21 protein-coding genes are annotated in these 24,447 nt (G+C 67.6%); 9 read left to right on the forward strand and 12 right to left on the reverse strand.

The features are described 5' to 3' along the window. Window positions 1–11: 11 nt before the first annotated feature. The 4 genes from PV781_RS14325 to PV781_RS14340 are packed head-to-tail and all read right to left on the reverse strand — an operon-like array spanning window position 12 to window position 4,338. Complete coding sequence (locus tag PV781_RS14325) at window positions 12–1,166, reverse strand: CaiB/BaiF CoA transferase family protein (RefSeq protein WP_274776307.1); 1,155 nt, start codon at window positions 1,164–1,166, stop codon at window positions 12–14. A gap of 54 nt (window positions 1,167–1,220) precedes the next feature. Next, entirely contained in the window at window positions 1,221–2,348 is a 1,128-nt protein-coding gene (locus tag PV781_RS14330) for an acyl-CoA dehydrogenase family protein (protein ID WP_274776308.1), read from the reverse strand. 10 nt (window positions 2,349–2,358) lie between these two features. Further along, on the reverse strand, window positions 2,359–3,546 hold the full coding sequence (locus PV781_RS14335; protein ID WP_274776309.1) for an acetyl-CoA C-acyltransferase: 1,188 nt from the start codon (window positions 3,544–3,546) through the stop codon (window positions 2,359–2,361). A 24-nt stretch (window positions 3,547–3,570) separates the two neighbouring features. After that, window positions 3,571–4,338 (reverse strand): 3-hydroxyacyl-CoA dehydrogenase, encoded by a 768-nt coding sequence (locus PV781_RS14340; protein ID WP_274776310.1) that lies wholly within the window; start codon window positions 4,336–4,338, stop codon window positions 3,571–3,573. A gap of 238 nt (window positions 4,339–4,576) precedes the next feature. Here PV781_RS14340 and PV781_RS14345 point away from each other — a divergent pair, with 238 nt between their 5' ends. Next, window positions 4,577–5,590 carry an AraC family transcriptional regulator gene (locus PV781_RS14345; protein ID WP_274776311.1) on the forward strand — a complete coding sequence of 338 codons (1,014 nt, stop codon included), beginning with the start codon at window positions 4,577–4,579 and terminating at the stop codon, window positions 5,588–5,590. A gap of 7 nt (window positions 5,591–5,597) precedes the next feature. On the opposite strand, the gene PV781_RS14350 is transcribed toward PV781_RS14345, so the two are convergent. The 3 genes from PV781_RS14350 to PV781_RS14360 all read right to left on the reverse strand — a co-directional run bounded on the left by PV781_RS14350 (window position 5,598) and on the right by PV781_RS14360 (window position 8,448). Beyond that, window positions 5,598–6,629 carry an HAD family hydrolase gene (locus PV781_RS14350; RefSeq protein ID WP_425532402.1) on the reverse strand — a complete coding sequence of 344 codons (1,032 nt, stop codon included), beginning with the start codon at window positions 6,627–6,629 and terminating at the stop codon, window positions 5,598–5,600. An 88-nt stretch (window positions 6,630–6,717) separates the two neighbouring features. Then, window positions 6,718–7,449: an SDR family oxidoreductase gene (locus PV781_RS14355; protein ID WP_274776312.1), complete on the reverse strand. Its 732-nt coding sequence runs from the start codon at window positions 7,447–7,449 to the stop codon at window positions 6,718–6,720. Window positions 7,450–7,554: 105 nt separating this feature from the next. Continuing rightward, on the reverse strand, window positions 7,555–8,448 hold the full coding sequence (locus PV781_RS14360) for a LysR family transcriptional regulator (protein ID WP_274776493.1): 894 nt from the start codon (window positions 8,446–8,448) through the stop codon (window positions 7,555–7,557). Between the two features lie 445 nt (window positions 8,449–8,893). Here PV781_RS14360 and PV781_RS14365 point away from each other — a divergent pair, with 445 nt between their 5' ends. Together PV781_RS14365 and PV781_RS14370 are read left to right on the forward strand one after the other, a co-directional pair. Beyond that, a complete protein-coding gene (locus tag PV781_RS14365) occupies window positions 8,894–10,267 on the forward strand; it encodes an NAD-dependent succinate-semialdehyde dehydrogenase (RefSeq protein WP_274776313.1) in 1,374 nt (457 codons plus the stop codon). Window positions 10,268–10,300: 33 nt separating this feature from the next. Beyond that, window positions 10,301–10,726 (forward strand): cupin domain-containing protein, encoded by a 426-nt coding sequence (locus PV781_RS14370; RefSeq protein ID WP_274776314.1) that lies wholly within the window; start codon window positions 10,301–10,303, stop codon window positions 10,724–10,726. A 65-nt stretch (window positions 10,727–10,791) separates the two neighbouring features. Here PV781_RS14370 and PV781_RS14375 read toward each other — a convergent pair whose 3' ends face one another. The 4 genes from PV781_RS14375 to PV781_RS14390 form a co-directional block, all read right to left on the reverse strand. Then, window positions 10,792–11,628 (reverse strand): ABC transporter permease, encoded by an 837-nt coding sequence (locus PV781_RS14375; protein ID WP_274776315.1) that lies wholly within the window; start codon window positions 11,626–11,628, stop codon window positions 10,792–10,794. Further along, window positions 11,625–12,521: an ABC transporter permease gene (locus PV781_RS14380; protein WP_274776316.1), complete on the reverse strand. Its 897-nt coding sequence runs from the start codon at window positions 12,519–12,521 to the stop codon at window positions 11,625–11,627. Before PV781_RS14380 ends, PV781_RS14375 begins: the two co-directional genes overlap by 4 nt. Continuing rightward, a complete protein-coding gene (locus PV781_RS14385; protein WP_274776317.1) occupies window positions 12,518–13,594 on the reverse strand; it encodes an ABC transporter ATP-binding protein in 1,077 nt (358 codons plus the stop codon). Before PV781_RS14385 ends, PV781_RS14380 begins: the two co-directional genes overlap by 4 nt. A gap of 121 nt (window positions 13,595–13,715) precedes the next feature. Beyond that, window positions 13,716–14,372 (reverse strand): cupin domain-containing protein, encoded by a 657-nt coding sequence (locus tag PV781_RS14390; RefSeq protein WP_274776318.1) that lies wholly within the window; start codon window positions 14,370–14,372, stop codon window positions 13,716–13,718. A gap of 285 nt (window positions 14,373–14,657) precedes the next feature. Between PV781_RS14390 and PV781_RS14395 the strand changes: the two genes are divergently transcribed. The 5 genes from PV781_RS14395 (at window position 14,658) to PV781_RS14415 (ending at window position 22,614) form a co-directional block, all read left to right on the forward strand. Continuing rightward, window positions 14,658–15,710: an extracellular solute-binding protein gene (locus PV781_RS14395; RefSeq protein WP_274776319.1), complete on the forward strand. Its 1,053-nt coding sequence runs from the start codon at window positions 14,658–14,660 to the stop codon at window positions 15,708–15,710. 125 nt (window positions 15,711–15,835) lie between these two features. Next, window positions 15,836–17,884, forward strand: coding sequence for a hydantoinase/oxoprolinase family protein (locus PV781_RS14400; protein WP_274776320.1), 2,049 nt, complete (start codon window positions 15,836–15,838; stop codon window positions 17,882–17,884). Then, window positions 17,881–19,914, forward strand: a complete 2,034-nt coding sequence (locus PV781_RS14405; protein WP_274776321.1) for a hydantoinase B/oxoprolinase family protein — start codon at window positions 17,881–17,883, stop codon at window positions 19,912–19,914. The genes PV781_RS14400 and PV781_RS14405 overlap by 4 nt, the downstream gene beginning before the upstream one ends. Window positions 19,915–20,028: 114 nt before the next feature. After that, window positions 20,029–21,228, forward strand: coding sequence for an NADH:flavin oxidoreductase/NADH oxidase (locus tag PV781_RS14410; protein ID WP_274776322.1), 1,200 nt, complete (start codon window positions 20,029–20,031; stop codon window positions 21,226–21,228). 57 nt (window positions 21,229–21,285) lie between these two features. After that, window positions 21,286–22,614 carry an NAD(P)/FAD-dependent oxidoreductase gene (locus tag PV781_RS14415; protein WP_274776323.1) on the forward strand — a complete coding sequence of 443 codons (1,329 nt, stop codon included), beginning with the start codon at window positions 21,286–21,288 and terminating at the stop codon, window positions 22,612–22,614. A gap of 6 nt (window positions 22,615–22,620) precedes the next feature. Here the strand turns inward: PV781_RS14415 and PV781_RS14420 are convergent, their stop codons facing one another. Further along, window positions 22,621–23,475: a MurR/RpiR family transcriptional regulator gene (locus tag PV781_RS14420; protein ID WP_274776324.1), complete on the reverse strand. Its 855-nt coding sequence runs from the start codon at window positions 23,473–23,475 to the stop codon at window positions 22,621–22,623. A gap of 199 nt (window positions 23,476–23,674) precedes the next feature. Between PV781_RS14420 and PV781_RS14425 the strand changes: the two genes are divergently transcribed. Next, window positions 23,675–24,430 (forward strand): SDR family NAD(P)-dependent oxidoreductase, encoded by a 756-nt coding sequence (locus tag PV781_RS14425; RefSeq protein ID WP_274776325.1) that lies wholly within the window; start codon window positions 23,675–23,677, stop codon window positions 24,428–24,430. Window positions 24,431–24,447: the final 17 nt, after the last annotated feature.

Here is a 24,447-nt window from a genome sequence, read left to right on the forward strand (position 1 = left end):
GCCTTTTTGTCTCAGGGCCGCAGCTTCGGCGGCCAGTCGAGGCCCGAGCGGCCGGCATCGGCGGGCGGCAGAGCGGCGGTGATGGCGGCAGCATCCAGGCCCGCTTCGGCCAGAACCTCGGCCGTGCGATCCGTGAAGTCGGTATCGCGGGCGACCGAAGGGGTGCGGGAGAGGCGCGGCACGGCCGGTACCTTGTCAGCGGCGCTGTCGGGATGGCGGGCCTTCACCTGCGGGTCGGACCAGATCTCGCCCGGCGCCAGAACCGGAGTGACGCAAGCATCCACGCCCGCAAACAGGGCCGCCCAATGGTCGCGCGGCTGGCTGGCGAAGGTGCGGGTCAGCGTCTCCTCGATGCCCGGCCAATTGGCGCGGGACATGTGATCAGGTACCTCGCCCAGGTCCAGCGTGCGCCAGAGCTGCTCGAAGAAGCTGAGCTCCAGCGCGCCCACCGCCACATGGCGCCCGTCGGCGCAGGCATAGGTGCGGTAGAAGGGCTTGGAGCCGGCGAGCAGCCCTTCGCCGCGCGCCGGCATGTGGGGCGAGCCCCAGAGCGGGAGGTGCATGGCCATGAGGGAAAGCGAGCCGTCGATCATGGCCGCATCGATGAACTGCCCCTGGCCGGAGGCCCGCGCCTCGTAGAGCGCCGCGACAATGCCCAGCGCCGCAACGAGGCTCCCGCCGGCAAAGTCCGCCACCAAATTGAGCGGCACCAGAGGCGGCCGATCCACCGGGCCCATGGCGCCGAGTACGCCGGTGATGGAGACATAATTGATGTCGTGCCCCGCCTCCTGGGCGCGGGGTCCGTCCTGTCCATAGCCGGTCAGGGCGCAATAGACGAGGCGGGGATTAAGAGCGGCCAGCTCCTCATAGCCCGCCCCGAGCCGCGCCGCGACGCCGGGGCGGAAGCCTTCCACGAACACATCGGCCGTCTTCACCAGCGCCTGGAGCGCGGCGCGGCCGGCGGAGGTCTTCAGGTCCAGCGAGATGTGCCGCTTGCCGCGCGAGAAGACGGGAATGGCCACCCCCGCACGCCCGCCGCCCACCACGATGACCTCGGCGCCCAGATCCGCCAGCAGCATGGTGCAATAGGGGCCGGGCGCGAGGCGCGACATGTCCACCACCCGCACGCCGCTCAAAGGTCCGCGCGGCGCCTGTGCCTCCGCCATGATGGTCTCCCCTCCCGATCGGACACTGGTGTGCCCTGTTCTTGGCGCCCGCTCTTACAAGGAGCGGGCGATGACGATGCGCTGCACGTCGCTGGTGCCCTCGTAGATCTGGCACACCCGCACGTCGCGATAGATGCGCTCCACCGGGAAGTCGGCGAGATAGCCATAGCCGCCATGGATCTGGATCGCCGCCGAGCAGACCGCCTCGGCAGTCTCGGAGGCAAACAGCTTGGCCATGGAGGCCTCCGTCAGGCAGGGTCGGCCGGCCTCCCGCAATTCGGCGGCATGCAGCACCATCTGGCGGGCGGCGGCGATCTTGGTTGCCATGTCCGCAAGGCGGAAGGCGATGGCCTGATGCTCGATGATGGGCTTGCCGAAGGTGACGCGCTGCTTGGCATAGTCGCGCGCCGCCTCGAAGGCGGCCTGGGCCATGCCCACGGACTGCGCGGCGATGCCGATGCGCCCGCCCTCCAGGTTGGAGAGGGCGATCTTCAGCCCCTCCCCTTCCGCACCAAGACGCAGGTCCGCGGGGATGCGCATGTCGGTGAAGGCGAGCTGGCAGGTGTCGGAGGCGTGCTGGCCAAGCTTCTCCTCCACCCGCACCACTTCATAGCCGGGCGTGTCGGTGGGCACGATGAAGGCGGAGATGCCTTTCTTGCCCGCGTCCGGGTCGGTGACCGCGAACACGATCACCACCTGCCCGTTCTTGCCGGAGGTGATGAACTGCTTGGCGCCGTTCAACACATAATGGTCGCCATCGCGGCGGGCGCGGGTGCGCAGATTGGCCGCGTCCGAGCCCGCCTGCGGCTCGGTGAGCGCGAAGCCGCCGATCCATTCGCCGCTGGCCAGATTGGGCAGGAAGCGCTCCTTCTGCCCGTCCGTGCCGAACTTCAGGATGGGCATGCAGCCCACCGAGGTATGCACGCTCATGATGGTGGAGCAGGCGCCGTCGCCCACCGCGATCTCTTCCAGCGCCAGCGTATAAGCGAGCACGCCGGCATCCGAGCCGCCATAGGCTTCCGGCACCAGCATGCCGAGGAAGCCCAGTTCCCCCATCTCCTTCAATTCGGCGGCGGGGAAGGCATGGGCCTTGTCCCGCGCCGCGGCGGTGGGGGCGAGGCGCTCGCGGGCAAAGGCCCGGGCGGCATCGCGGATCTGTTCCTGAGTCTCGTTGAGGATCATGGCGCGATCCTCAGGACAGGCGCTCGATGGCGACGGCGGTGGCCTCGCCGCCGCCGATGCACAAGGAGGCCATGCCGCGCTTGAGGCCGTGGGTCTTCAGCGCCGCCAAGAGCGTCACCATCACCCGCGCGCCGGAGGCACCGATGGGATGGCCGAGCGCGCAGGCGCCGCCATGCACGTTCACCTTGTCATGTGGCAGATCGAGGTCATGCATGGCGGCCAGCGCCACCACGGCGAAGGCCTCGTTCACCTCGAACAGGTCCACGTCCTTCAGGTCCCAGCCGGTCCGCTCGGACAGCTTGCGCAGGGCGCCGATGGGGGCGGTGGGGAAGAGGTTGGGCGCCTGGGCGTGGGTGGAATGGCCCACAATGGCCGCGAGCGGCGTGAGGCCGCGCTTTTCGGCTTCCGAGCGGCGCATCAGCACCAAGGCCGCCGCGCCATCGGAGATGGAGGAGGAATTGGCGGCGGTCACCGTGCCGCCTTCGCGGAAGGCGGGCTTCAAAGTGGGGATCTTGTCGAGCTTGGCCTTCAGCGGCTGCTCGTCCTGCTCCACCACCTTCTCGGTGCGGCCGGACTTCACCGTCATGGGCACCACCTCGCCGGCAAAGGCGCCGCCGGTGATGGCCTTCTGCGCCCGCTCCAGGGAGGCGATGGCATAGTCGTCCTGCACCTTGCGGGTGAACTGGTAGCTCTGGGCGCAGTCCTCAGCGAAGGTGCCCATGAGGCGGCCCTTGTCATAGGCGTCTTCCAGGCCGTCCAGGAACATGTGGTCGAGCACGCGGCCATGGCCCATGCGCAGCCCTGCGCGCGCCCGGTCCAGCAGATAGGGCGCACTGGTCATGCTCTCCATGCCGCCCGCCACCGCCACGTCGGCGGAGCCAGCGAGGATGAGGTCATGGGCCAGCATGGCCGCCTTCATGCCCGAGCCGCACATCTTGTTGACAGTGGTCGCCCCCGCCGAGAGCGGCAGGCCGGCGCCCAGCGCCGCCTGGCGGGCCGGCGCCTGGCCCTGGCCGGCGGGCAGCACGCAGCCGAACACGATTTCCTCCACCGCCTCGCGGGAAAGGCCCGCGCGGTCGAGGGCGGCGCCGATGGCGGCGGCGCCGAGTTCGGGGGCGGTGGCATCCTTCAGGTCGCCCTGGAAGCCGCCCATGGGGGTCCGGGCGGACCCGACGATGACGATGGGATCAGCACTCATGTCCGCAATCCTCCCTCTTGGCTGTCAGCGCGGCGGCATCCGCAGGGCGCCGTCCAGCCGGATGACCTCGCCGTTCAGCATGGTGTTTTCGCAGATGTGCCGCACCAGGGCGGCGAATTCCGGCGGCCGGCCGAGGCGCGGCGGGAAGGGCACGGACTTGCCCAGCGCGTCCTGCACCTCCTGCGGCATGCCGGCCATCATGGGAGTCTCGAAGATACCCGGCGCGATGGTCACGACGCGCACGCCGAACCGCGCCAGTTCCCGCGCCACCGGCAAGGTGAGCGCGGCGACGCCGCCCTTGGAGGCCGCATAGGCCGCCTGCCCCACCTGCCCGTCATAGGCCGCGATGGAGGCGGTGTTCACGATCACGCCGCGCTCGCCATTCTCGTCCGGCTGTTCCTTGACGATGGCGTCGGCGGCGAGCCGCAGCATGTTGAAGGTACCGATGAGATTGATGCTCACCGCGCGGGCGAAGCTCTCCAGGCGGTGCGGCCCCTCGCGGCCCACCACCTTTTCGCCGGGGGCAACGCCGGCGCAATTCACCAGGCCATGCAAGTGGCCGAAGGCATCGAGCGCGGTCTTCACTGCCGCCACGCCGTCGGCCTCGGAGGTGACATCGGCACGGGCGAAGCGGGCGGCATCGCCCAGGGCGGCCACGGTGGCGGCACCGGCCTCCGCATTGACATCCACCACCACCACCTTGCCGCCCGCCTCCACCAGCGCGCGGGCCACCGACGCGCCAAGGCCCGAGCCGGCGCCGGTAACGAGGAATACGCGGTCCTTGATGTGCATGCTCTGTCGTCCCGTCCCTGCGCGCGCCCGCCGGCGCGGCGCGCCACAATCTCATGCGTGCGGGGATGAAGGGCGTGCCGCCCATCCTGCCGCTCCGGCGCACTTCCTCGTCCGCCCTCTTGGGGGGCGGTGGTGTTCGACCGGATTAAGCGACGAAACCGTATGGTAATCCAGGCCCAAACGGATCTCGCGTCATGATCGTTTTTGCCACATGATCGTCGCTCATTCCGGGAGAGACATGGACACGCCCGCTTCCAGCCCCGACCGGCGCATGATCTCGGCAAGCTTCGTCGCCGATGCGCTGGAATGCCTTGCCCGGCACGGCATCGCGCAAGGCCCGGTGCTCGCCGCCGCCGGCCTGCCCGCTTTGGTGCGCGAGCCGGTTTCAGCCGAGCAATATGGGGCGCTCTGGCTGGCGGTGGCGCGGGCCATGGACGACGAATTCTTCGGCCTTGGCGCACGCCCCATGCGGCCGGGCAGCTTCACGCTGCTCTGCCACGCCATCCTCCATGCGGGCACGCTGGAACAGGCGCTGCGGCGGGCATTGCGCTTCCTCACCCTCGTGCTGGACGATCCGCGCGGCGCGCTGGAGGTGCGAGACGGGCATGCCCGCATCGTGCTGGCGGATGCGGGTGAACCGCGCTCGGCCTTCGCCTATCGCACCTATTGGATCATCCTGCACGGCATCGCCTGCTGGCTGGTGGGCCGGCGCATCCCCTTGCGGCGGGTGGACTTCCGCTGTCCCACACCGTCCCACGGGGCCGACTACCGCATCTTCTTCGGCGCCCCGGTGCGCTTCGGACAAGCGGCGAGCCAATTGGAGTTCGACGCCGCCTATCTGAAGCTTCCCGTTCTGCGCACGGAGCGGGCGCTCAGGGATTTCCTCCGCAGGGCGCCCGCCAACATCCTGGTGCGCTATCGCCATGATGCGGGCGTGGTGGCGTCCGTCCGCGCCATATTGCGGGAGACGCCACCGCCCGAATGGCCGGTCTTCGAGGACCTGGCTGCCCGCCTGCGCATCCCAGCTCCCACCTTGCGGCGGCGCCTCCGGGCAGAGGGGCAGAGCTACCAGGCCATCAAGGACGAAATCCGTCGGGCGCTGGCCACCCGGCTGCTGCTGGAGACGGGGGAAGGCGTGGGCGAGATCGCGGCCCGGCTGGGCTTTGCCGAGCCCAGCGCCTTCCACCGCGCCTTCCGCAAATGGACCGCCCGGAGCCCCGCCGCCTTCCGCGAAGAAGGCGGTCCGGGTTGAGCGCACCCTATTGCTTCTCGAACGGGAAGATGACCTTCCAGTCGGCCTTCATGTCCACCACGTTCCAGCCCCGCTTGGGCGCCTCGCTCAGCGCCTTGTCGAGCTTGCCCACCAAGGCGGTGCGGTCATAGGCCCATTCGCGCACCCCATCCGTGTGATGCACCAGGAGGCCGAAGCGGGGACCGGGACTGAGGGTGGTGTATTGCAGCATCTCCAGATCGCCATCCGAATTGCCCGCGGCGAAGATGGGGCGGTGGCCGATATTCAGCGCGATCGCCACCGGCTTGCCTGGCCCCACGGTGAAGAGGTCCACCTTGTCGAGGCGGACGATCTCCGGCTTGTCGCCGGCCAGGTGATAGGCAAGGCGGCCCGACGAGCCGAAAATCTGCTCGGGCGGGATGCCATAGGCCTTGGGCATCCAGGGCCGCATGAAGTCGATGCCGCCGCCGGACACGATGAAGGTCTTGAAGCCATTGGCCCGCAAGTAAGCGAGCAGCTCCATCATGGGCTGGTAGACGAGGTCGGTATAAGGCCGGTTGAAGCGGGGATGGCGGGCGGTCTTGACCCACTCGGTCACCCGCGTCTCGATCTCAGCCATGGTCCGGCCCGCATGGGCCTTGTTCAGCAGCAGGAGATACTGCTTCTCGGAAATCTCCCCGAGGCGCTTGATGTCATCGTCGAGCACCGCCTTGAACGGCTGGATCTTGTTCCATTCGGGATGATCCTTGGCCACCGCCTTCACCTCCGCCATGGCGAACACGATGGGCGGATACATGGGCTGCTCGGCAATCAGCGTGCCGTCGCTGTCGAAGGTGGCGATGCGCTCCGGCACGGGCACGAAGTCCGGCCCGCCCTCGCGGGTCACGCGGGTGACGAAATCGATGATGGCGGCCTTGCGTGGCCCCTCGTTCCAGGATGGGAGCGGGTCGGTCTGCGCCAGCACCGGCAGGACGGTGAAGGCCAGCGCCATCCCGGCCAGGAGGGCGGCGAGGCAGGCCGGAAGGCGCCGGCGGCTGATGCCGCGGGAGGGTGTCGTCATGTGTTTCCCCGCATGAGCCGACCCGAAGCGGGGCGGCGGGCGCATGGTGCCACGCGCCCGCAGGGAGGCAAGGGGGTGCCAGCGCGCTTCAGCGTCCGCCGGAAATGTCCATGAGGCTCCCGGTGACATAGCTGGACTCATCCCCCAGCAGCCAGGCGATGGCCTCCGCCACCTCTTCCGCCCTGCCGGGCCGACGCAGCGGCACGCCCGCGCCCAGCACCTGCGCCCGGTCCGGCCGGCCGCCTGAGGCATGGATGTCCGTTTCGATGAGGCCCGGGCGCACCGCATTCACGCGCACGCCTTGCGGGCCCAGTTCCTTGGAGAGCCCGATGGTGAGCGTGTCGAGGGCACCCTTGGAGGCGGCATAGTCCACATATTCGTCTGGCGAGCCGAGCCGCGCCGCCACCGAGGAGACGATGACCATGGACCCGCCCGCCTTCAGGCGCCGCGCACCCTCCCGGGCGCACAGGAGCGCCCCCATGACATTCACATCGAACATGCGCTTCAGCCGGTCGAAGCTCATGTCTGCGAGGCGGGACGAGGGGGCGACGATGCCGGAATTGATCACCACGCCCGAGAGCGGACCCAGCGCCGCCTCGCTGGCATCGAACAAGGCCAGCACCTCGGCCTCCACCGACACGTCGGCCTGAAGCGCCACCGCCAGCACGCCCAGCGCCCGCGCCTCGCTTGCGGTAGCCTCGGCCGCCTCGCCATCGCGCACATAATTGACGGCCACCGACCAGCCTCGCCGTGCCGCCGCCAGGGCCGTCGCCCGCCCAATCCCGCGGCTGCCGCCCGTGATGAGAACCGCCTTGCTCATGAAAGCCTCCCTTGACCTCTTGCCCGAAGGTTAGCCCAAGCCGGCACGCACCAGCCCCGCGCGGCGAGCAAGGGGGGCCTGCGCGGTGCGCTGCGGAAAGGGGCTTCACACCTCGGTTAGATAGGCCCCGTCCCGCCGGAACACCTCGGTCAAATGGCGCAGCACGGCGCGCACGCGGCCCATGAATTCCAAATCCTCGTGCACCGAGACGAACACGTCCCGCTTCACCACCACCTCGTCCGCCAGCACCGGGATGAGGCGCGGATTGGACTTGGCGGAAAACAGCGGCAGCAACCCGATGCCGGCGCCCGCCGCGATGGCATTTTGCTGGGCATGCATGCTGGTGGAGCGGAAGGAGACGTTGGGCGGGTCGAGCACATCCAGCAGCCAATGCACCGGCTGGATGGCGACCAGATCCTCCACGTAATCCACAAAGACATGGTTGGGCAGGTCCGCGCGCGAGGCGGGAAGGCCACGGCGGCGGATATAATCAGGGGCGGCATAGAGGGCGAGGCGGAACTCCCCCATTTTGCGCACCACCAGGCGCTGGCCGGAGAGCGGCACGAAGGAGATGGAGATGTCCGCCTCGCGCTTGGTCAGGTTGATGAGATGGCGCTCGGTGACCAATTCCACCACGATGCCCGGCTCCTTCACCGCCAACTCGGCAAAGCGCTCGGCCAGGAAAAAGGCGCCGATTCCCTCCATGGAGGCGACCCGCACCCGCCCTTCGGGGGCGCTCGGGGCGGCGCGGATGCCCTCCTCCACCTGCCCGGCCTCCTGCTCCATACGCTCGGCGATGACGAACAGACGGTGTCCCTGCTCGGTCAGCACGAAGCCGTCGGGCTTGCGGTCGAACAGCTTGACGGAGAGGTCCTTCTCCAGTTCCGAGATGCGGCGGCTGACCGTGGTGTGGTCCACTTTCAGGCGGCGCGCGGCCGTCATGAGCCGCGCCTGCCGGGCCAGTTCCAGGAAATAGACGAGGTCGTTCCAGTTGAACACGAGAAGGCCCTGCCGGCGCGAGGCTCCATCAAACTTGGAGCGGAGGGTCAATCGGGGAAGCACGGGCGGCTTCTAGAGTGCGATCCGACCAGGTGAAACCGCAACGCGGTTCCATCTGGTCGGTGAATCGCCCTCTCACTTATTAAATAGAGGCGGATCCACCAAGCGCATTGAACCGCCACGCGATTCAATGCGCTTGGATCCGCCTCTACGGCGAGGCCAGCAGTTTAGCCTGCCCGCGCCCCCCTGGCGCAAGGGGAAGCGAGCGGGAACCTCACATGCCGCGTGGACTTCATTAGGCGTGATGATCCGCGCCATCAGCAACAATCATTTTCCCGTATGGGAGCCCTCTTCTAGACTTGTGGCCCGATCCGCGCGCCGGGCGCGTGGCGACAAGACCCATAAGGGGCGGCCGGACGCCCCGCCGCAGGGAGCCTTTCAGACCATGATCCTGTCCCTTAATCCCGCCTCGGGCGAGGAACTGGCGCGGTTCGCGCCGCACACGCCTGCCGAGGTGGATGCCGCCCTTTCCGGTGCCGCGGCAGCCCAGAAGGCGTGGGCGCGCGTGCCGATCGAGAAGCGCGTGGATCTGCTGCGTGCGATGGCGCGGGCGCTGCGGGCCGGCAAGGAGCGTTATGCCCGCCTCGTGACGCTGGAGATGGGCAAGCCCATCGCCGAGGCCGAGGCCGAGATCGAGAAGTGCGCCTGGAACTGCGACTTCTACGCCGAGGCCGCGCCCCGCTTCCTCGCCGATGAACCGACCGCCTCCAATGCCAGCGAGAGCCTGGTAGTGTTCGATCCCTTGGGCGTGGTGCTGGCCATCATGCCCTGGAACTACCCCTTCTGGCAGTTCTTCCGCTTCGCCGCCCCGGCTTTCGCGGCGGGCAACGGCGCCATCCTCAAGCACGCCAACAACGTGCCCCAGTGCGCGCTGGCCGTTGAAGAGGTGATGCGGGAGGCGGGCTGCCCGGAGGGCCTGTTCCGCACGCTTTTGATCAACGCCTCCGATGTGGCCGGCCTCATCGCCGATGACCGCATCGCCGCCGTCACCCTCACCGGCTCCACCGAAGTGGGCGCGCTGGTGGCCGCCCAGGCAGGCAAGGCGCTGAAGAAGCAGGTGCTGGAGCTGGGGGGCTCCGATCCCTTCATCGTGCTCGCCGACGCGGACATCGAGGCGGCCGCCGCCATGGCGGTGAAGGCGCGCTTCATCAATGTGGGCCAAAGCTGCATCAATGCGAAGCGCTTCATCGTGGAAGAGGCGGTGGCGGACCGGTTCGCCGACGCCTTCTGCGCCGGGGTGGCGCAGCTGAAGGTGGGCGACCCGCTCGAGCGCGACACCAATATCGGCCCCATGGCCCGCGCCAATCTGCGCGACACGCTGCACGACCAGGTGGAGCGGTCGGTGAAGGCGGGGGCGGTGCTGCGGGCGGGCGGGACGCCGGTGCCCGGTCCCGGCGCCTTTTATCCGCCCACGGTGCTCGACCGTGTGGCCCCGCCCATGGCGGCGGCCTGCGAGGAGACGTTCGGACCGGTGGCTGCGATCCTGCGGGTGAAGGACGCGGACGCCGCCATCGCCCTTGCCAATGACACCGAGTTTGGCCTTGGCGCCGCGCTCTGGACCGGGGATGTGGCGCGCGGCAAGGCGCTGGCCCGGCAGATCGAGGCAGGCGCGGTCTTTATCAACGGCATGACCGCCTCCGACCCGCGCCTGCCTTTCGGCGGCATCAAGAAGTCGGGCTATGGGCGGGAACTGGGCGTCTACGGCATCCGCGAGTTCGTGAACATCAAGACGGTGTGGATCGGCCCGGTGAAGGGCTGAACCCCACTGCGCATTGACCGGGAGGAGACCATAATGAGTGAGACCGCGCGCAGCCCCGCCATCCTGCGCCCATCCGACATTCCCGCCCGCGCCCGGGGCGGCGGGGCAAAGACCATCCCTCTGGTGACCCGCGCCGTGGGGGCGCGGGACTTCATCAATGGGATCACCATCTTCGAGCCGAATGCAGCCATCCCGCTCCATTCTCACAATTGCGATGAGAGCGTGCTGCTGCTGGAGGGGAACGCCATCGCCGAAATCGACGGCGTGCAGCACGAGGTTCAGCCGGGGGATGTCACCTTCATCCCGGCGAATATCCCCCACCGTTTCATCAACCGCTCCGATACGGACGGCATGAAGATCCTGTGGACCTACGCCTCGGTAGACGCCACACGCACCCTCGTCGAGACCGGCGACACCCGCTCCATCGACGAGGAGCACAAGGCCAAGATCGTCGCCTGACGTTCAACGGTTGAGGCATCGATAAGGCCCGGGTCCTCGCCCGGGCCTTTGTGTTTGCGGGTCTTTCAGGCGGCGGTGAGCTTGTCGACGCCATAGACGGCGTTCAGCACCAGCAATGTGCCCACCGCGATCAGCATCTGCACGGTGCTGATGGCTGCGATGGACGGGTCGAACTGCGACTGCATGTAGCTGAGCATCACCACGGGCAGCGTATTGGTGCTGGCGGTCCCGAAGAAGAAGGACAGAGGCAAATTGTCCAGCGAGATCAGCACCGCAAACAGGCTGCCGGCGAAGATGCCCGGACGGATCAAGGGGAGCGTGGTGTAGCGGAAGGTCTGCCAGCGGGTGGCGCCAAGGACCGCCGCCGCCTCCTCGAAGTCCGGCGGCAGGGCGCGATAGACCGCCAGAACGGTGCGGCAGATATAGGGGATCGACACCACCGTATGGCTGATGAGCAAGGCGGTGAAGGAAATGCCGAACCCCATGGCTGACAAGAGATAAAGTAGCGAAAAGCCTAGGACGATGGCGGGGATGGAGATGGGCGCCAGCAGCAGGTTGCCCACAGCCGCCGCCGCGCGGCTGCGCGAGCGGGCCACCCATAAGGTGGCGGGCACGCCCAAAACGATGGCACAGGCGGCCGAGGACAAGGCCAGCTTGATGGAGACGATCAGCGCGTCCACGAAGGGCTGGTATTCCAGGATCCGCCAATACCATTGCAGGGAATAGCCCGGCATGGGGAAGGCGATGTAGCTGGCCGAGGAAAAGGAGACCACCACCACCGCCGCGATGGGCAGCAGCAGGAAGATCATGAACAGCACCACGAAGAGGCCGAGCCCCCAGGCCAGGAGATCCACCCTGCGGCGGGGCCGGCGGAGGGCGCCGGTGGCGCGAACAGTGCTCATGACTTGATCCCCTTGCGGCGGACAAAGCGCATCTGGAGGAACAGGCAGATCATGGCCGTCACCAGCAGCACATTGCCCATGGTGGCCGCAAAGCCCACGTCCTGCGTCAGGTTGAACTGCTGGTAGATGAGCAGCGAGAGCGTCTGCACCTTGCCGTCTCCCAGGAGCAGCATGGTCAGGAAGCTGCCATTGGTGATGACGAAGACGAGGATGCAGCCGGTGGCGATGCCGTCCAGCGTCAGAGGCAAAGTCACGTTGCAGAAGGCCCGCCAGCGGCTCGCGCCCAGCACGCGGGCGGATTCCTCCAGCCGCAGATCCACACCCTGGAGCACTGCCGTGATGGACAGCACCATGAAGGGCACCATCACGTGGACGAGGCCCATATAGACCGAGATGGGCTCGGACAGGATGGCAAGCGGGCGCGAGATGATGCCGAGATCGGTCAGCCACACATTCATCAGGCCGCGCCGGGCAAACAGGACCCGCCAGCCGAAAGTGCGCATGATGATGGAGGTGAGCAGCGGGGCGATCATGCAGAACACGATCAGCGTGTTCCAGCGCCCGGCATAGCGCACCATGAAATAGGCCACCGGATAGCCCATGATGAGGGTGACCACCGTGACGATGATCGCGACCTTGAAGGTCTCCAGGAAGATCCGGGAATAATAGGGGTCGAAGAACAGCTTCTCGTAATAGACCCAGGTATCGGCGGCGGCGGCCCCCAGCGTCACCGAGCGCACCGCATTGGAGACCAGCGGCACCACAAGGAACAAGATGAGATAGGCCACCACCGGCAGCGCCCAATAGGGCGTCGCCAGGCGGAACTTGCCCCGGCGCATGGGAGGTGGATCGGGGGGCGCCATCAAGGCGGCGGGGGCGGCCTGGTCGGTCATGCCCGCTCCTCGATCAGGACGGCGCTGTCCGCATCCCAGGTGAGGCCCACATCCGTGCCCTTGGGAAGCGCGTGGCGGGTCTGGCTGTAGGCCACCAGCGGCACATCATGGGTGGCGCAGTCCAGCTCATAGGCCACATAGGGGCCGCGGAAGACCCAATCGCGCACCCGCGCCTGGACGAGGCCCGTCTCCGGAGCCCCCAGCGACAGGCGCTCGGGCCGCACCACGAAGGAAACCTTGCGCCCCGCCGGCAAAGGCGCGGCGGCGCTGATGAGGCCCTCCACGGCGCCAGCGCCCAGCACCACGCGAATGGCATTGGGATCGTCGGCGGCGAGAACCGTCCCCTCGAAGATGTTGGCCGTACCTAAGAATTCGGAAACGAAGCGGTTCTTCGGCCGCTCATAGACCTCGGTCGGCCCGCCGATCTGCACGATCTCGCCCGCCGACATCACGGCGATGCGGTCAGACATGGTGAGGGCTTCCTCCTGGTCGTGGGTGACGAGGATGGAGGTGATGCCGAGCCGGCGCTGGATCTCGCGCAATTCGAACTGCATGCGCTCGCGCAGATTCTTGTCCAGCGCGCCCAGCGGCTCGTCCAGCAGCAGCACCTTGGGGTCGGTGACCAGCGAGCGGGCAAGCGCCACGCGCTGTTGCTGGCCGCCGGACAATTGGTGCACCTGGCGGTCCGCATAGGTGCCCAGCCCCACCAGCTCCAGCATGGCGCGGGCCTTGGCCTCCCGGTCGAGACGGGAGACGCCGCGCATCTTGAGGCCGAAGGCCACGTTCTCGCCCACGCTCATATGCGGAAACAGGGAATAGTTCTGGAAGACCATCCCGAGATCGCGCTTGTTGGGCGGCAAATCGGTGACATCGCGCTCGCCGATATGGATCGATCCGGTATCGGGGATCTCGAAGCCGGCAATGGCGCGCAGCGTGGTGGTCTTGCCGCAGCCGGAGGGGCCGAGCAGCGCCAGCATCTCGCCCGCCTTCACCTCCAGGTCGAGGGGTTTGAGCGCCTGGACCGCCTCGTAGCGCTTGCTGATGCCGCGGATGGAAAGGGGCACGCTGCTCATGTCAGGCCTCCGGTCGGGCGCGAAGGGAGGGAAGGGAAAGGACCTTGGAGGGTGCGCGTGCCGGAGCGCCGATCGTGCGGCGGGACGGGGTGCGCGGCGGCCTCAGGTCCATGGGGCGTCCTTACAGGTGTCGGTCGACGGAGATGGAGCCGATGATCCACAGCACTTTGGCAAGTTCCGTGCCGGGATTTGAGAAGGAATGGGGGATGGAGCTGTCGAAGACGAAGCTGTCGCCCTCCATCAGATGCGCCTCTTCTTCGCCCACCCGCAGGATGAACTCGCCGGACAGAACGAAGCCGGCCTTTTCAGCCGGATAGCGCATGGGCTTGTCGCCGGAGGAACTGCCGGCCGGAATGTGCAGGATCATCAATTGCAGATTGTGCGGCGTGCCGGCGGACAGCAGTTCCTTGCTGAGATAGCCGAGCTCCAGGCGCGGGCGCTGGTCGACGCGGCGCACGAAGGCGGGATCCTTCGCCGGGGGCGGCGCGGTCTCGGAGAAGAAGGAACTGGCAGGCAGGCCGAGCGCGTTGCGGATGGAGGTGAGGACGCGCAGCGAAGGGTTGGCGAGGTCGCGCTCCACCTGGCTGAGCATGCCGACCGACACGCCGGACATCTGCGCCAATTCCTGGAGCGACACGCCCTTTTCCTTGCGGATGCGCCGGATCATGGCGCCCACTTGCTCGCGGGCGGACCCCTCGGCGGCCGGCTCGGACGGCGCTTCCGCCGTGAGGGCGCTCTCGTCCTCAGACCCCAGCTTCACGGTCTTTCCTTCACTCAAGCCTCATCCCCTACATTCAGTATTTTAAAAAATTGAGGGACGCAACACACGGACGGCCAGCTTACGATGCAGCGGCCCGCACGCTCAACATGGCCAAAGGAAGAACGGTTGAAAATTCTGCATTTGCTCAATTTCAGAGCGGTTGCGGCACATTTTTTCCGCATCGCAAAACAAAAGGATCGAGCTCCAACGCCTTCAAACGGGTTGCGCCTATTTTTAGGATAGTGAATAGTGATTGAAATTTTCCCGGTTCCAGACGGGCTCATTGAAACAGAGGGGACAGTGATGAGCAGACGTACGGGTAAATGGCTTCACGCGGCCGTCGGTGCCGCTTCCATGGCGGGCCTCTGGTCCGGCCTCGCCAGCCCGGCCGGCGCGGCTGACCTGGTGGTCGGCGTGTTCGGCGGCATCTGGGAAAAGGCCTATCGGGAATGCGTCGTCGCCCCGTTCGAGGCCAAGACCGGCAAGAAGGTGGACCTCGTCCTCGGCTCGCCGCCCCAGTGGCTGAACCAGATCGCCGCCAATCCCTCCAAGCCCCCCCTCGACGTGATGATGGTCACCGGCGATGTGGCGTTCGACGCCATCAATCGCGGCCTCGTCGACAAGTTCACGGTCGAGAAGGTGCCCAATCTCGCCAAGCTCGCCAAGCGCTTCACCGATGTGGGTGACGGCTATGGCGTCGCCCACAATTATGGCGGCATGGGCCTCATCTACAACAAGGCCACGGTGAAGAACCCGCCCAAGGACTGGAAGGAGTTCGTCGAGGGCACCGCGTCCGGCAAGTGGCGCGCCTCCGCGCCCTCCATCAATTACACGGGTGGCGGCTCGCCCTTCATTGTCTACCAGCTCTCCACCCTCTATGGCGGCGGCCTCGACAACATCCAGCCGGGCCTCGCCCAGGCCAAGCGCATGCTGGACAGCGGCAATCTCACTTTGTGGACCGACCCCAACCAGGTACTCAACGACCTGAAGAGCGGCGAGATCGACATGGCCGCCTATTGGGATGGCCGCGCCTGGGCCTTCATCGACGATAACAATTCCGGCTTCGGCTACACCACGCCCGCCCCCGGCGCCATGGCCGGCATCACCTGGGTCCAGAAGCCCAAGAACGCGTCGGACCTCGCCTGGGAGCTGATCAACTTCGATCTGGATGCCAAGCAGCAGGGCTGCTTCGGCTCCAAGGTGCGCTATGGCACGCCGAATGTGGACGCGGTCTACGACCCCAAGGTCGCCCACGAGATCACCAAGATCGACGAGATCATCATCCCGCCCTTCAAGGATCTGCCGCCCCGTCAGGCCAACTGGCTGGAGCAGTGGAACAAGACCATCGGCCGCTGAGGCCCTTCACGGCGCGGCCTCCCAAGGGCCGCGCCGTTCCCATGCGCGCCGGCGCGCGCATCCCAACCTGACTTGACCTGATTTTTTGCTCCGGCCCGCGCGGCCGGCCGCTCGGAGATTGTCCCATGGGGTACCGGGTTGGGGTCGATATCGGTGGATCCTTCACCGACTTCGCCCTGTTCGATGAAGAGACCAAGACCCTCCAGTCGCTGAAAGTCTTCTCCCGCCCGGACCAGCCGGGCGCCGAGGTGCTGGAAGGCGTGCGCTCGCTGAAGGAGCGCTACGGCATCGCGCCGCAGGACATCGTCTACTTCACCCACGGCACCACGGTGGGCGTGAACACGGTGGTGCAGCGCAAGGGCCTCAAGCTCGCTTTGTTCACCACCGAGCATTTCCGCGACGTGCTGGAACTGGCCCGGCTGAAGATCCCGGACATGTATTCGCTGCTCTCCAAGCGGCCCGAGCCCCTCATCAGCCGCGACATGGTGTTCGGCATTCCCGGCCGCATGCTGCCAGACGGCTCGGTGGAAGCCGAGCTGGACACGGATGCCGTCGAACAGGCGGCGCTGGCCGCAAAGGCGGCGGGGGCGGAAGGCATCGTCATTTCCTTCCTGCATTCCTATCGCGACGGCGCCCTGGAATTGCAGGCCAAGGCCATCATCGAGCAGGTGGTGCCGGACGTGCCGGCCTTCTGCTCCTGCGAGACCTGGCCCATCATCCGCGAATATGAGCGCACCATCACCGCTGTCATCGGCGGCTATGTGCAACCCCGCGTCTCCCATTATCTTGGCTCGCTGCAGCAGGCGCTCAAGGATGTGGGCGTGCCCGCCGATCCGCGCCTGACCAAGTCCAATGGCGGCATCATGACCGCCGAGCAGGGCAAGCAGCAGTGCGTGCAGATGATCCTGTCGGGGACGGCCTCCGGCGTCATCGGCGCCAGCCATGTGGCGAAGCTCTGCGGCCTTGAGCGCTGCATGAGCCTCGACATTGGCGGCACCACCGCCGACGTTGCCCTTATCATGGACGGCCAGCCGCAATATGGCGTCGGCGAGCGCATCGGCGACTTCCAGATCTTCATTCCCTCGGTGTCGGTAAGCTCCATCGGTGAGGGCGGCGGCTCCATCGCCTGGGTGGACAAGCTCGGCGTGCTGAAAGTGGGCCCGGAAAGCGCGGGCTCGCGCCCCGGCCCCGCCTGCTACGGACGCGGCGGCACGCGCGCCACCATCACGGACGCCTTCGTCTCCACCGGCCTCGTGGGCCATTCGGACCTCGGCTACAATGCCGTGCAGGTGGACAAGGAGAAGGCCCGCGCAGTGGTGGGCGAGCTGGCCGACAAGCTCGGCCGCACGGTGGAGGAAACCGCCGAGGCCATCATCCAGATCGCCGTCTCCGGCATGTATTCGGAAGTCTCGGGCCTCCTCTCCCGCTTCGGCGTCGATCCGCGCGACTTCTCCATGCTGGCCTTTGGCGGCGCCGGCCCCATGATGGCCTGCTTCCTCGCCCGCGAATTGAAGATGCGCGAGGTGGTGGTTCCGCTCACACCGGGCGTGCTCAGCGCGCTGGGCGGCCTTATTGCCGACCTGAAGAATGACTTCATCAAGACGCTTTATCTGGACCTGTCGCCGGAGGCCCCCGGCGTGCTCCAGGAGACCTACAAGGACCTCTCCAGGAGCGCGTTGTCCTGGCTGAAGGATGAGCAGGGCTATGACGGGCCCTATCGCTTCGTGCTCTCTGCGGAGATGCGCTATCGCGGCCAGTCCTTCGAGCTGGACGCCCCCCTCACCCAGGAGATGGTGGATGCGGGCGACCTCGACGCCATCCGCGAGGCCTTCCACCTCGCCCATGAGCGCATGTATGGCCATGCGGACCGCAAGGCCGCCGTGCAGCTCATCACCGCGCGCCTGGTGGTGATCGGCGAGACCGAAAAGCCGGACCTGCCCCGGCACGAGCTCGTGCCGGGCACCGCCAAGGCCTCCGGCACGGCGCAGGTGTACCTCGACGGGGCCAAGCGCACCGTGGACCTTTATCGCCGCGCGGACCTGAAGCCGGGCGAGACCTTCGCCGGCCCCTGCGTCGTCATGCAGGACGACTGCACCACGGTGGTGCCGGGCGGCTTCGTCGTCACCGTCGACGCCTATGCCAATCTGCGCATTGCCCAGGGAGACCTCGCATGATCATCGACAAGGCGGTCCTCCAGGTCCTGGCCAATCACTGCGCGGCGGCGGCCGAGAGCATGGGCTACACGCTCATGCGCACCGCCTATTCCACCTTCGTGAAGGAGACGGAAGACTTCTCCTGCCAGCTCATGACGCGCACGGGCGCCACGGTGGCCTCGCCCAAGAGCATGGGTGCCACCTGGTATACGGGCCTCGATTACGGCCCGGTCATCCGCATGTTCGATGACTACCAGGAAGGCGACGTCTACTGCACCAACGACCCCTATAGCGGCTATGTGGCCACCCATCCGCCGGACATGCACATCTGGATGCCGGTGTTCCACAAGGGCGAGCTGGTCTGCTTCGTGGGCAACCACATCCACAACACCGACATTGGCGGCGCGGTGCCGGCCTCGCTGTCCCGCACGCTGACCGAGGTGCACCAGGAAGGCATCCGCATTCCGCCCATGCGCCTCATGCGCGACGGGGTGATGAACGAGGAATTGCTGCGCATCCTCGCCCTCAATGTGCGGGTGCCCGAGCAGAATTGGGGCGACCTCAATGCCCAGCTCGCCTGCGTGAAGGTGGGCGAGCGCAAGGTGCACGACATCATCGAGCGCTTCGGAGTGGAGGCCTTCAAGGCCGGCCTCGACCAGCTGCTCGACTATGCCGAGGAGCAGGCACGCACCATCATCCGCTCCATCCCCGATGGCGACTACACCTTCTCCGACTATGCGGACGAGGATTCCGCCGGCGGCTATCCGGTGCGCATCTGCGTCACCGCCCGCATCCGGGGCGACAAGGTGGTGCTGGACTTCACCGGCACCGACCCGCAGCTCTCCTCCTCCCTCAACATGCCCACCGGCGGCAATCCGCACCACTCGCTGGTGACGGTGGGCCTCGTCTATGTGCTCTACACGCTCGACCCGACCATCATCCTGAATTCGGGCACGGTGCGTATGCTGGAGACCATTCTGCCGGAAGGCTCGGTGGTCAATTGTGTGCATCCGGCGGCGGTGGGCATGCGCTCGCTCCTGTGCAACGTCACCCAGACGGCGGTGATCGGCGTGTTCACACAGGCCTTGCCCGACCGCCTGCCCGCCTCCCCGGGCAACGGCCTCAGCCTCGTGAACGTGAAGACCTCGACCCGCGACGGGCGCACCGTCATGGCCTCCATCGGCCCCATCGGCGGCGGCGGCGGCGGCGGGCCGTTCGCGGATGGCGCCGAAGGCAGTGGCGCCAACATGTCCTTCCTCAAGAACACGCCCGTGGAGATCAATGAGAGCGAGATCCCGGTGCGCGTGCGCAAATATGGCCTTGTGCCGGATTCCGGCGGCGCCGGGCTTTATCGCGGCGGCTCGGGGCTGATGATGGAGTTCCAGCTCTTCACGCCCCAATCCATGGTCACCGCGCGCAACCGCGACCGCTCCATCATCGGCGCCTGGGGCATCTTGGGCGGCAAGCCCGGCGCGGTGTCCTCCTTCACCCGCAACCCGGAAGGTCCCTCGCCCGAGGAATTGGGCAATGCGGACATCGTCCACATGCAGCCGGGCGACATCCTGCTGCTGAAGGGCCCGGGCTCCGGCGGCTACGGCCCGCCTCATGAGCGGCCGGTGGAGAAGGTGCTGCACGACGTGCACTGCGGCTTCATCTCCGCCGAGCGGGCCCGCGCCGATTACGGCGTGGCGCTCACCGCTGACGGCACCGTTGACGAGGTCACCACCGCCCGCCTGCGCGCCGCGCTCGCCGCCGAGCCGGTGGTCGGCCATTACGCCCATGGCGCCGGCCGCGTGGCCTTCGAGGCGGTGTGGACGGACGCCCGATACGACCTCCTCACCCGCATCCTCGCCAAGGTGCAGGTGACCTGGCGCTTCTTCGTGAAGCACCAGCTCTTCAAGGCCATGGAAGGCCAGGTGGCCGGCTCCGACGGTGGGGTGAAGGAGCTGGAGGCGGCCTATTCCGCCCTTGCCACCCGCTTCGCCGACCTGCCGGCCCTCGACACCATCGACCCGCCCGCCCGCGCCGGCGGCAAGGCCGCCGCGCACTGACGGCGCGGCCCTAAGACGCCCCGCCCCGCCTGAAAGCGGGGCGCGGTCTCACGCGGATCATCATCGGCCGGAGGCCCCAAGCCGTCCGACCTCCTGAATGGGGAGCGCCTCACCATGTCCGCCGCCACTGCCGCAGCCGCCCCGGAGGGCGCGCAGACGCTGCTCTTCTCGCCCTTCACCTTGCGCGGGATCACCTTCCCGAACCGCATCGTCATTGCGCCCATGCAGATGTACAAGGCGCGCCCCGATGGGCTGGCCACCGACTGGCATTTCCAGCATCTGGCCAAATATGCCATCGGCGGCGCCGGCACGGTGATGACGGAAGGGCTCATCGTCGATCCCATCGGTCGCAACACCTATGGGGATCTCGGCCTCTGGGATGACGCCCAGATCGCGCCGCTCGCCCGCATCGTGGACTTCCTGCATGGCGAGGGCGTGATCGCCGCCGCCCAGCTCCACCATGCCGGCCCCAAGTCCGCCCGGCAGCGCCCCTGGGAAGGGCTCGGCCCCTTGGGCGAGGCGGAAGCGGCCAAGGGCGAGCCGCCCTGGCAGCCGGTCTCCTCCACCACGGTGGCGAGCGTCTCCAACTGGCACCAGCCGCGCGCCTTGACCGTGTCGGAGATCGAGACGTTGGTCGCCGCCTATGGCGCCGCCGCCCGTCGCGCCGATGCGGCCGGCTTCGACTGCTTCGACATCCATGCCGCCCACGGCTATCTCATCCATTCCTTTCTCTCGCCGGTGGCCAACAAGCGGGAAGACGCCTATGGCGGCGACCTCGCCGGCCGCATGCGGATCGCGCTGGAAATCGCCGAGGCGGTGCGGGCCAACCTGCCCGCGCACAAGCCGCTCTTTTTCCGCCTCTCCTGCGTGGACTGGCGGGCCGATCTCGACAGCCGCACGGACGGCTGGACCATCGAGGACAGCTGCATCCTGGCGCGGGAACTGGCCGCGCGCGGCGTCGATCTCATCGACTGCTCGTCGGGCGGCATCAGGGCGGAAAACTCCATGATGGACTATGCCCGCGAGCGCAAGAAGCTGAAGAAGGGCCACCAGGTGCCCTATGCCGAGCGCATCCGCGCCGAGACCGGCATCCCCACCATGGCGGTGGGCGTGATCCTGGACGGGCCGCAGGCGGAGGCCATTCTCCAGCGCGGCCAGGCGGACCTCATCGCCATCGGCCGCGAGGCGCTGGTGGACCCCCATTGGGGCCTCCATGCGGCGCAGGCGCTGAACGCCGATCCGCTCTGGCGCCACTGGCCGCCCTCCTATGGCTGGTGGCTGCAATTGCGCGAGAAGATCGGCGTCGAGGACTGACGCCATCCCTTTTCCTTCCGCCGGCCCTTGCCGGCCCCGCCTTTTCGGAGTGCGCGCATGCGCCAGCCCCTCGACAGGATCGAAACCGACACCACCCTTCCCGACGCCGCCGACGTGGTGGTGATCGGTGGGGGGATTGCGGGCGTCTCCGCCGCCTACATGCTCGCCAAGCGCGGGCACAAGGTGGCGGTGCTGGAAAAGGGCATTGTGGGTGCCGAGCAGTCCAGCCGCAATTGGGGCTGGTGCCGCCAGCAAGGCCGGGACGTGGGCGAACTGGACCTCATGCGCCATGCCATCGGCCTGTGGCAGAGCCTGCCGCAGGAGATCGGCCGGGACCTGGGCTTTCAGCAGACGGGCGTGGTCTTCGTCACCGACAATCCTGCCGAACTGGCCTCCTGGGAGCGCTGGTCCAAGGTGGCGCGGGAGCATCAGATCCATTCCACCCTCCTGACCGCGGAAGAGGCGCAGGCCCGCACGCCGGGCAGCCGCAAGCGCTGGATCGGTGGACTGACCACCCCGAGCGACGGGCGCGCGGAACCGGCCATGGCCGCCCCCGCCATCGCCGCTGGCGCCCGGCGGCTCGGCGTGCAGGTGTTCGAGAATTGCGCCGCCCGTCTCCTGGAGACCACGGGCGGCAAGGTGAGCGCTGTTGTCACCGAGCGCGGCACCATCCGCACCGATGCGGTGCTGGTGGCGGGGGGCGCCTGGTCCTCGCTGTTCTGCCGCCGCCACGGCATCGACCTGCCGCAGGCCGTGGTGTGCGGATCGGTGGCGCGCACCACGCCGGGGCCGCAGGTGATGGTGGCCTCCACCTCCACCACTGGATTCTCGGCCCGTCCCCGCACCGATGGCGGCTATACGGTGGCCATGAGCGGGCGCGGCACGGTGCACATCACGCCCTCGCTTTTAAGATACGGCCTCGCCTTCCTGCCCACCTTCCGGCAGCGGCGGAAGGGGCTGAAGATCCGGTTCGGCCGGTCCTTCTTCGAGGAGCTGTTCCAGTCCGCCGCCTGGGGACCGGGCGATGTGACGCCCTTCGAGAAGACCCGCATCTGGGACCCGGCGCCCGACCCCGAGCTTCTGGCGCTGGCCATGGACGGCTTCAAGACCGCCTATCCGGAACTGGCGGACATTGCCATTGCGGACAGCTGGGGCGGCGCGATCGATTCCTTGCCCGATGCGGTGCCGGTCATCTCCTCCGTGCCGAAGATGGACGGGCTCTACCTCTCTACCGGCTTCAGCGGCCACGGCTTCGGCATCGGGCCGGCGGCAGGCGTGCTGGCGGCCGATCTCATCGAAGGCCGCGCGCCGGTGGTGGACCCCCACCCCTTCCGCTATGCGCGCCTCGTGGACGGCACGCGCCTCACCCCCGACAGCCGGCTGTAAGCGGCCTCACTCCATAAAGGTGCTGAAGCGGTTCCACAGGTCCTGGCCCCGCTTCAGCGTGGCCGGCAGGGTCTCGCGGCTGCGGCGGGCGGCGACGCCCACCAAGGCGCCGGCCAGGCTCATGAGGGCGGTGAAGGAATCGAACACCGACACGCTCACCGTCTCCACGATGAGACGGTGGCGGGCGAGCGGCACCAGAGGGGAAAGCGGGGAATCGGTCAGCGCCACCACCGGCGCGCCCAGCGCCTGGAAATGGCCGGCCACCTTCAGCCCGTTGGGGCTGTAGCGGCGGATGGACACGCAGATGAGCAGGTCCTCCGGCCGCACCCACAGCAGGCGATCCGCCAGCATGGCCTGCCCGGTTTCCAGCAGCACCACGTCGCGACGGCACAGATTGAGATGGGAGAAGATGAAATAGGCGATGGCGTAGCTGTCCTTCTCGCCGATCACATAGATGCGCCCCCGCGCGGCCAGCAGGGCGGCCACCACCGCGTCGAAGGCGGCCGGGTCCACCTGGCCGAAGGTAGCCTTCAGATTGTCGGTCTCGGCCGCCAGATGCCGGGCGAGGAATTCGGCGGTGGAGGCGGAGGGGTCGTCCACGAGGCCGATGCGATCCACCGGCGAATTCAGCTTGGTGGCCACCTCGCGGCGGATCTCGTCCTGGGCCTGGGCGAAGCTGTCATAGCCGAGCTTGGCAAAGAAGCGCACCACGGTGGCGGCGCTGATGCCGGTGGTGCGGGCGATCGCGGAGGCGGATTGCAGGATCGCCTGGGGATAGTTGCGGGCGAGGTAATGGGCGATGTCCTGTTCCCGCGCGGTGAAATTCGCCTGCGCGGCCTCCAGGCGCTCCATGAGCGTCATGTGCTGCCTCAACCCCGTTCACCCCATGCCCGAGCCACCTGTGGAGCCACGTTCGCCAACGTCCACATTTTGCGCAAGGGCTGCGAATGAAATGTTCTTTACACGATTGTTGTATTGAGAAACATTAGTTTCATCAGCTTCCACCGCGTCCCCTTCTCAGGGCCGATGGAGGCCTTCCGCTGACATAAGAGGGCCTGCAATGCCTCTGCCCGACGATCCCGTCGCCATCGTCACCGGAGCCGCCCGCGGCATCGGCCGCGCCTGCGCCGAGGAGCTGGCGAAGAAGGGCTTTCGCGTCGCTCTCGCCGACCTCGACAGCGACGATCTGGACGAGGCGACGCAGGCGGTGGGTGGCTTTGGCCCCGGCGCGCTGGCGCTGCGCGGCGACGTGGCGGATTTCGATCAGGTGCAGGTGCTCGCCAGCTCGGTGGTGGCCCGCTGGGGGCGGGTGGATGTGCTGGTCAACAATGCCGGCATCTCCCAGCCCAAGACCCTGCTGGAGATTTCAGAAGCCGAGTTCGACCGCACCATCGCCGTGAACCTGAAGGGCCACTTCAACTGGTGCAAGGCGGTGGCCGCCGGCATGGTGGAGCAGAAGGGCGGGCGCATCATCAACATGTCGTCGGTCAGCGCCGGCACGGGCGGCGCCCCCTCGGCGGTGAGCAAGTTCGCCTATGTGGCCTCCAAGGCCGCCGTGCAGGGCCTCACCCGGGCGCTCGCCAAGGAGCTGGCGCCCTATGTGACCGTGAACGCCATCTGCCCCGGCTCCATCGAGACCAGCCTCACCCGCGCCCTCATCGAGGCCCGGCGCGAGGCCATCACCGGCACCATTCCGCTCGCCCGCCTGGGCACGCCCTTGGACATTGCCGTGGTGGTGGCCTTCCTGGCGACGGTGGAGCCCAATTTCATCACCGGCGAGATCATCGACGTGGATGGCGGCCAGTGGGTCAACTGACGCCGCTTTCCTTCCCG

This window comes from Aquabacter sediminis (genome assembly GCF_028863665.1).
Lineage (GTDB): Bacteria > Pseudomonadota > Alphaproteobacteria > Rhizobiales > Xanthobacteraceae > L1I39.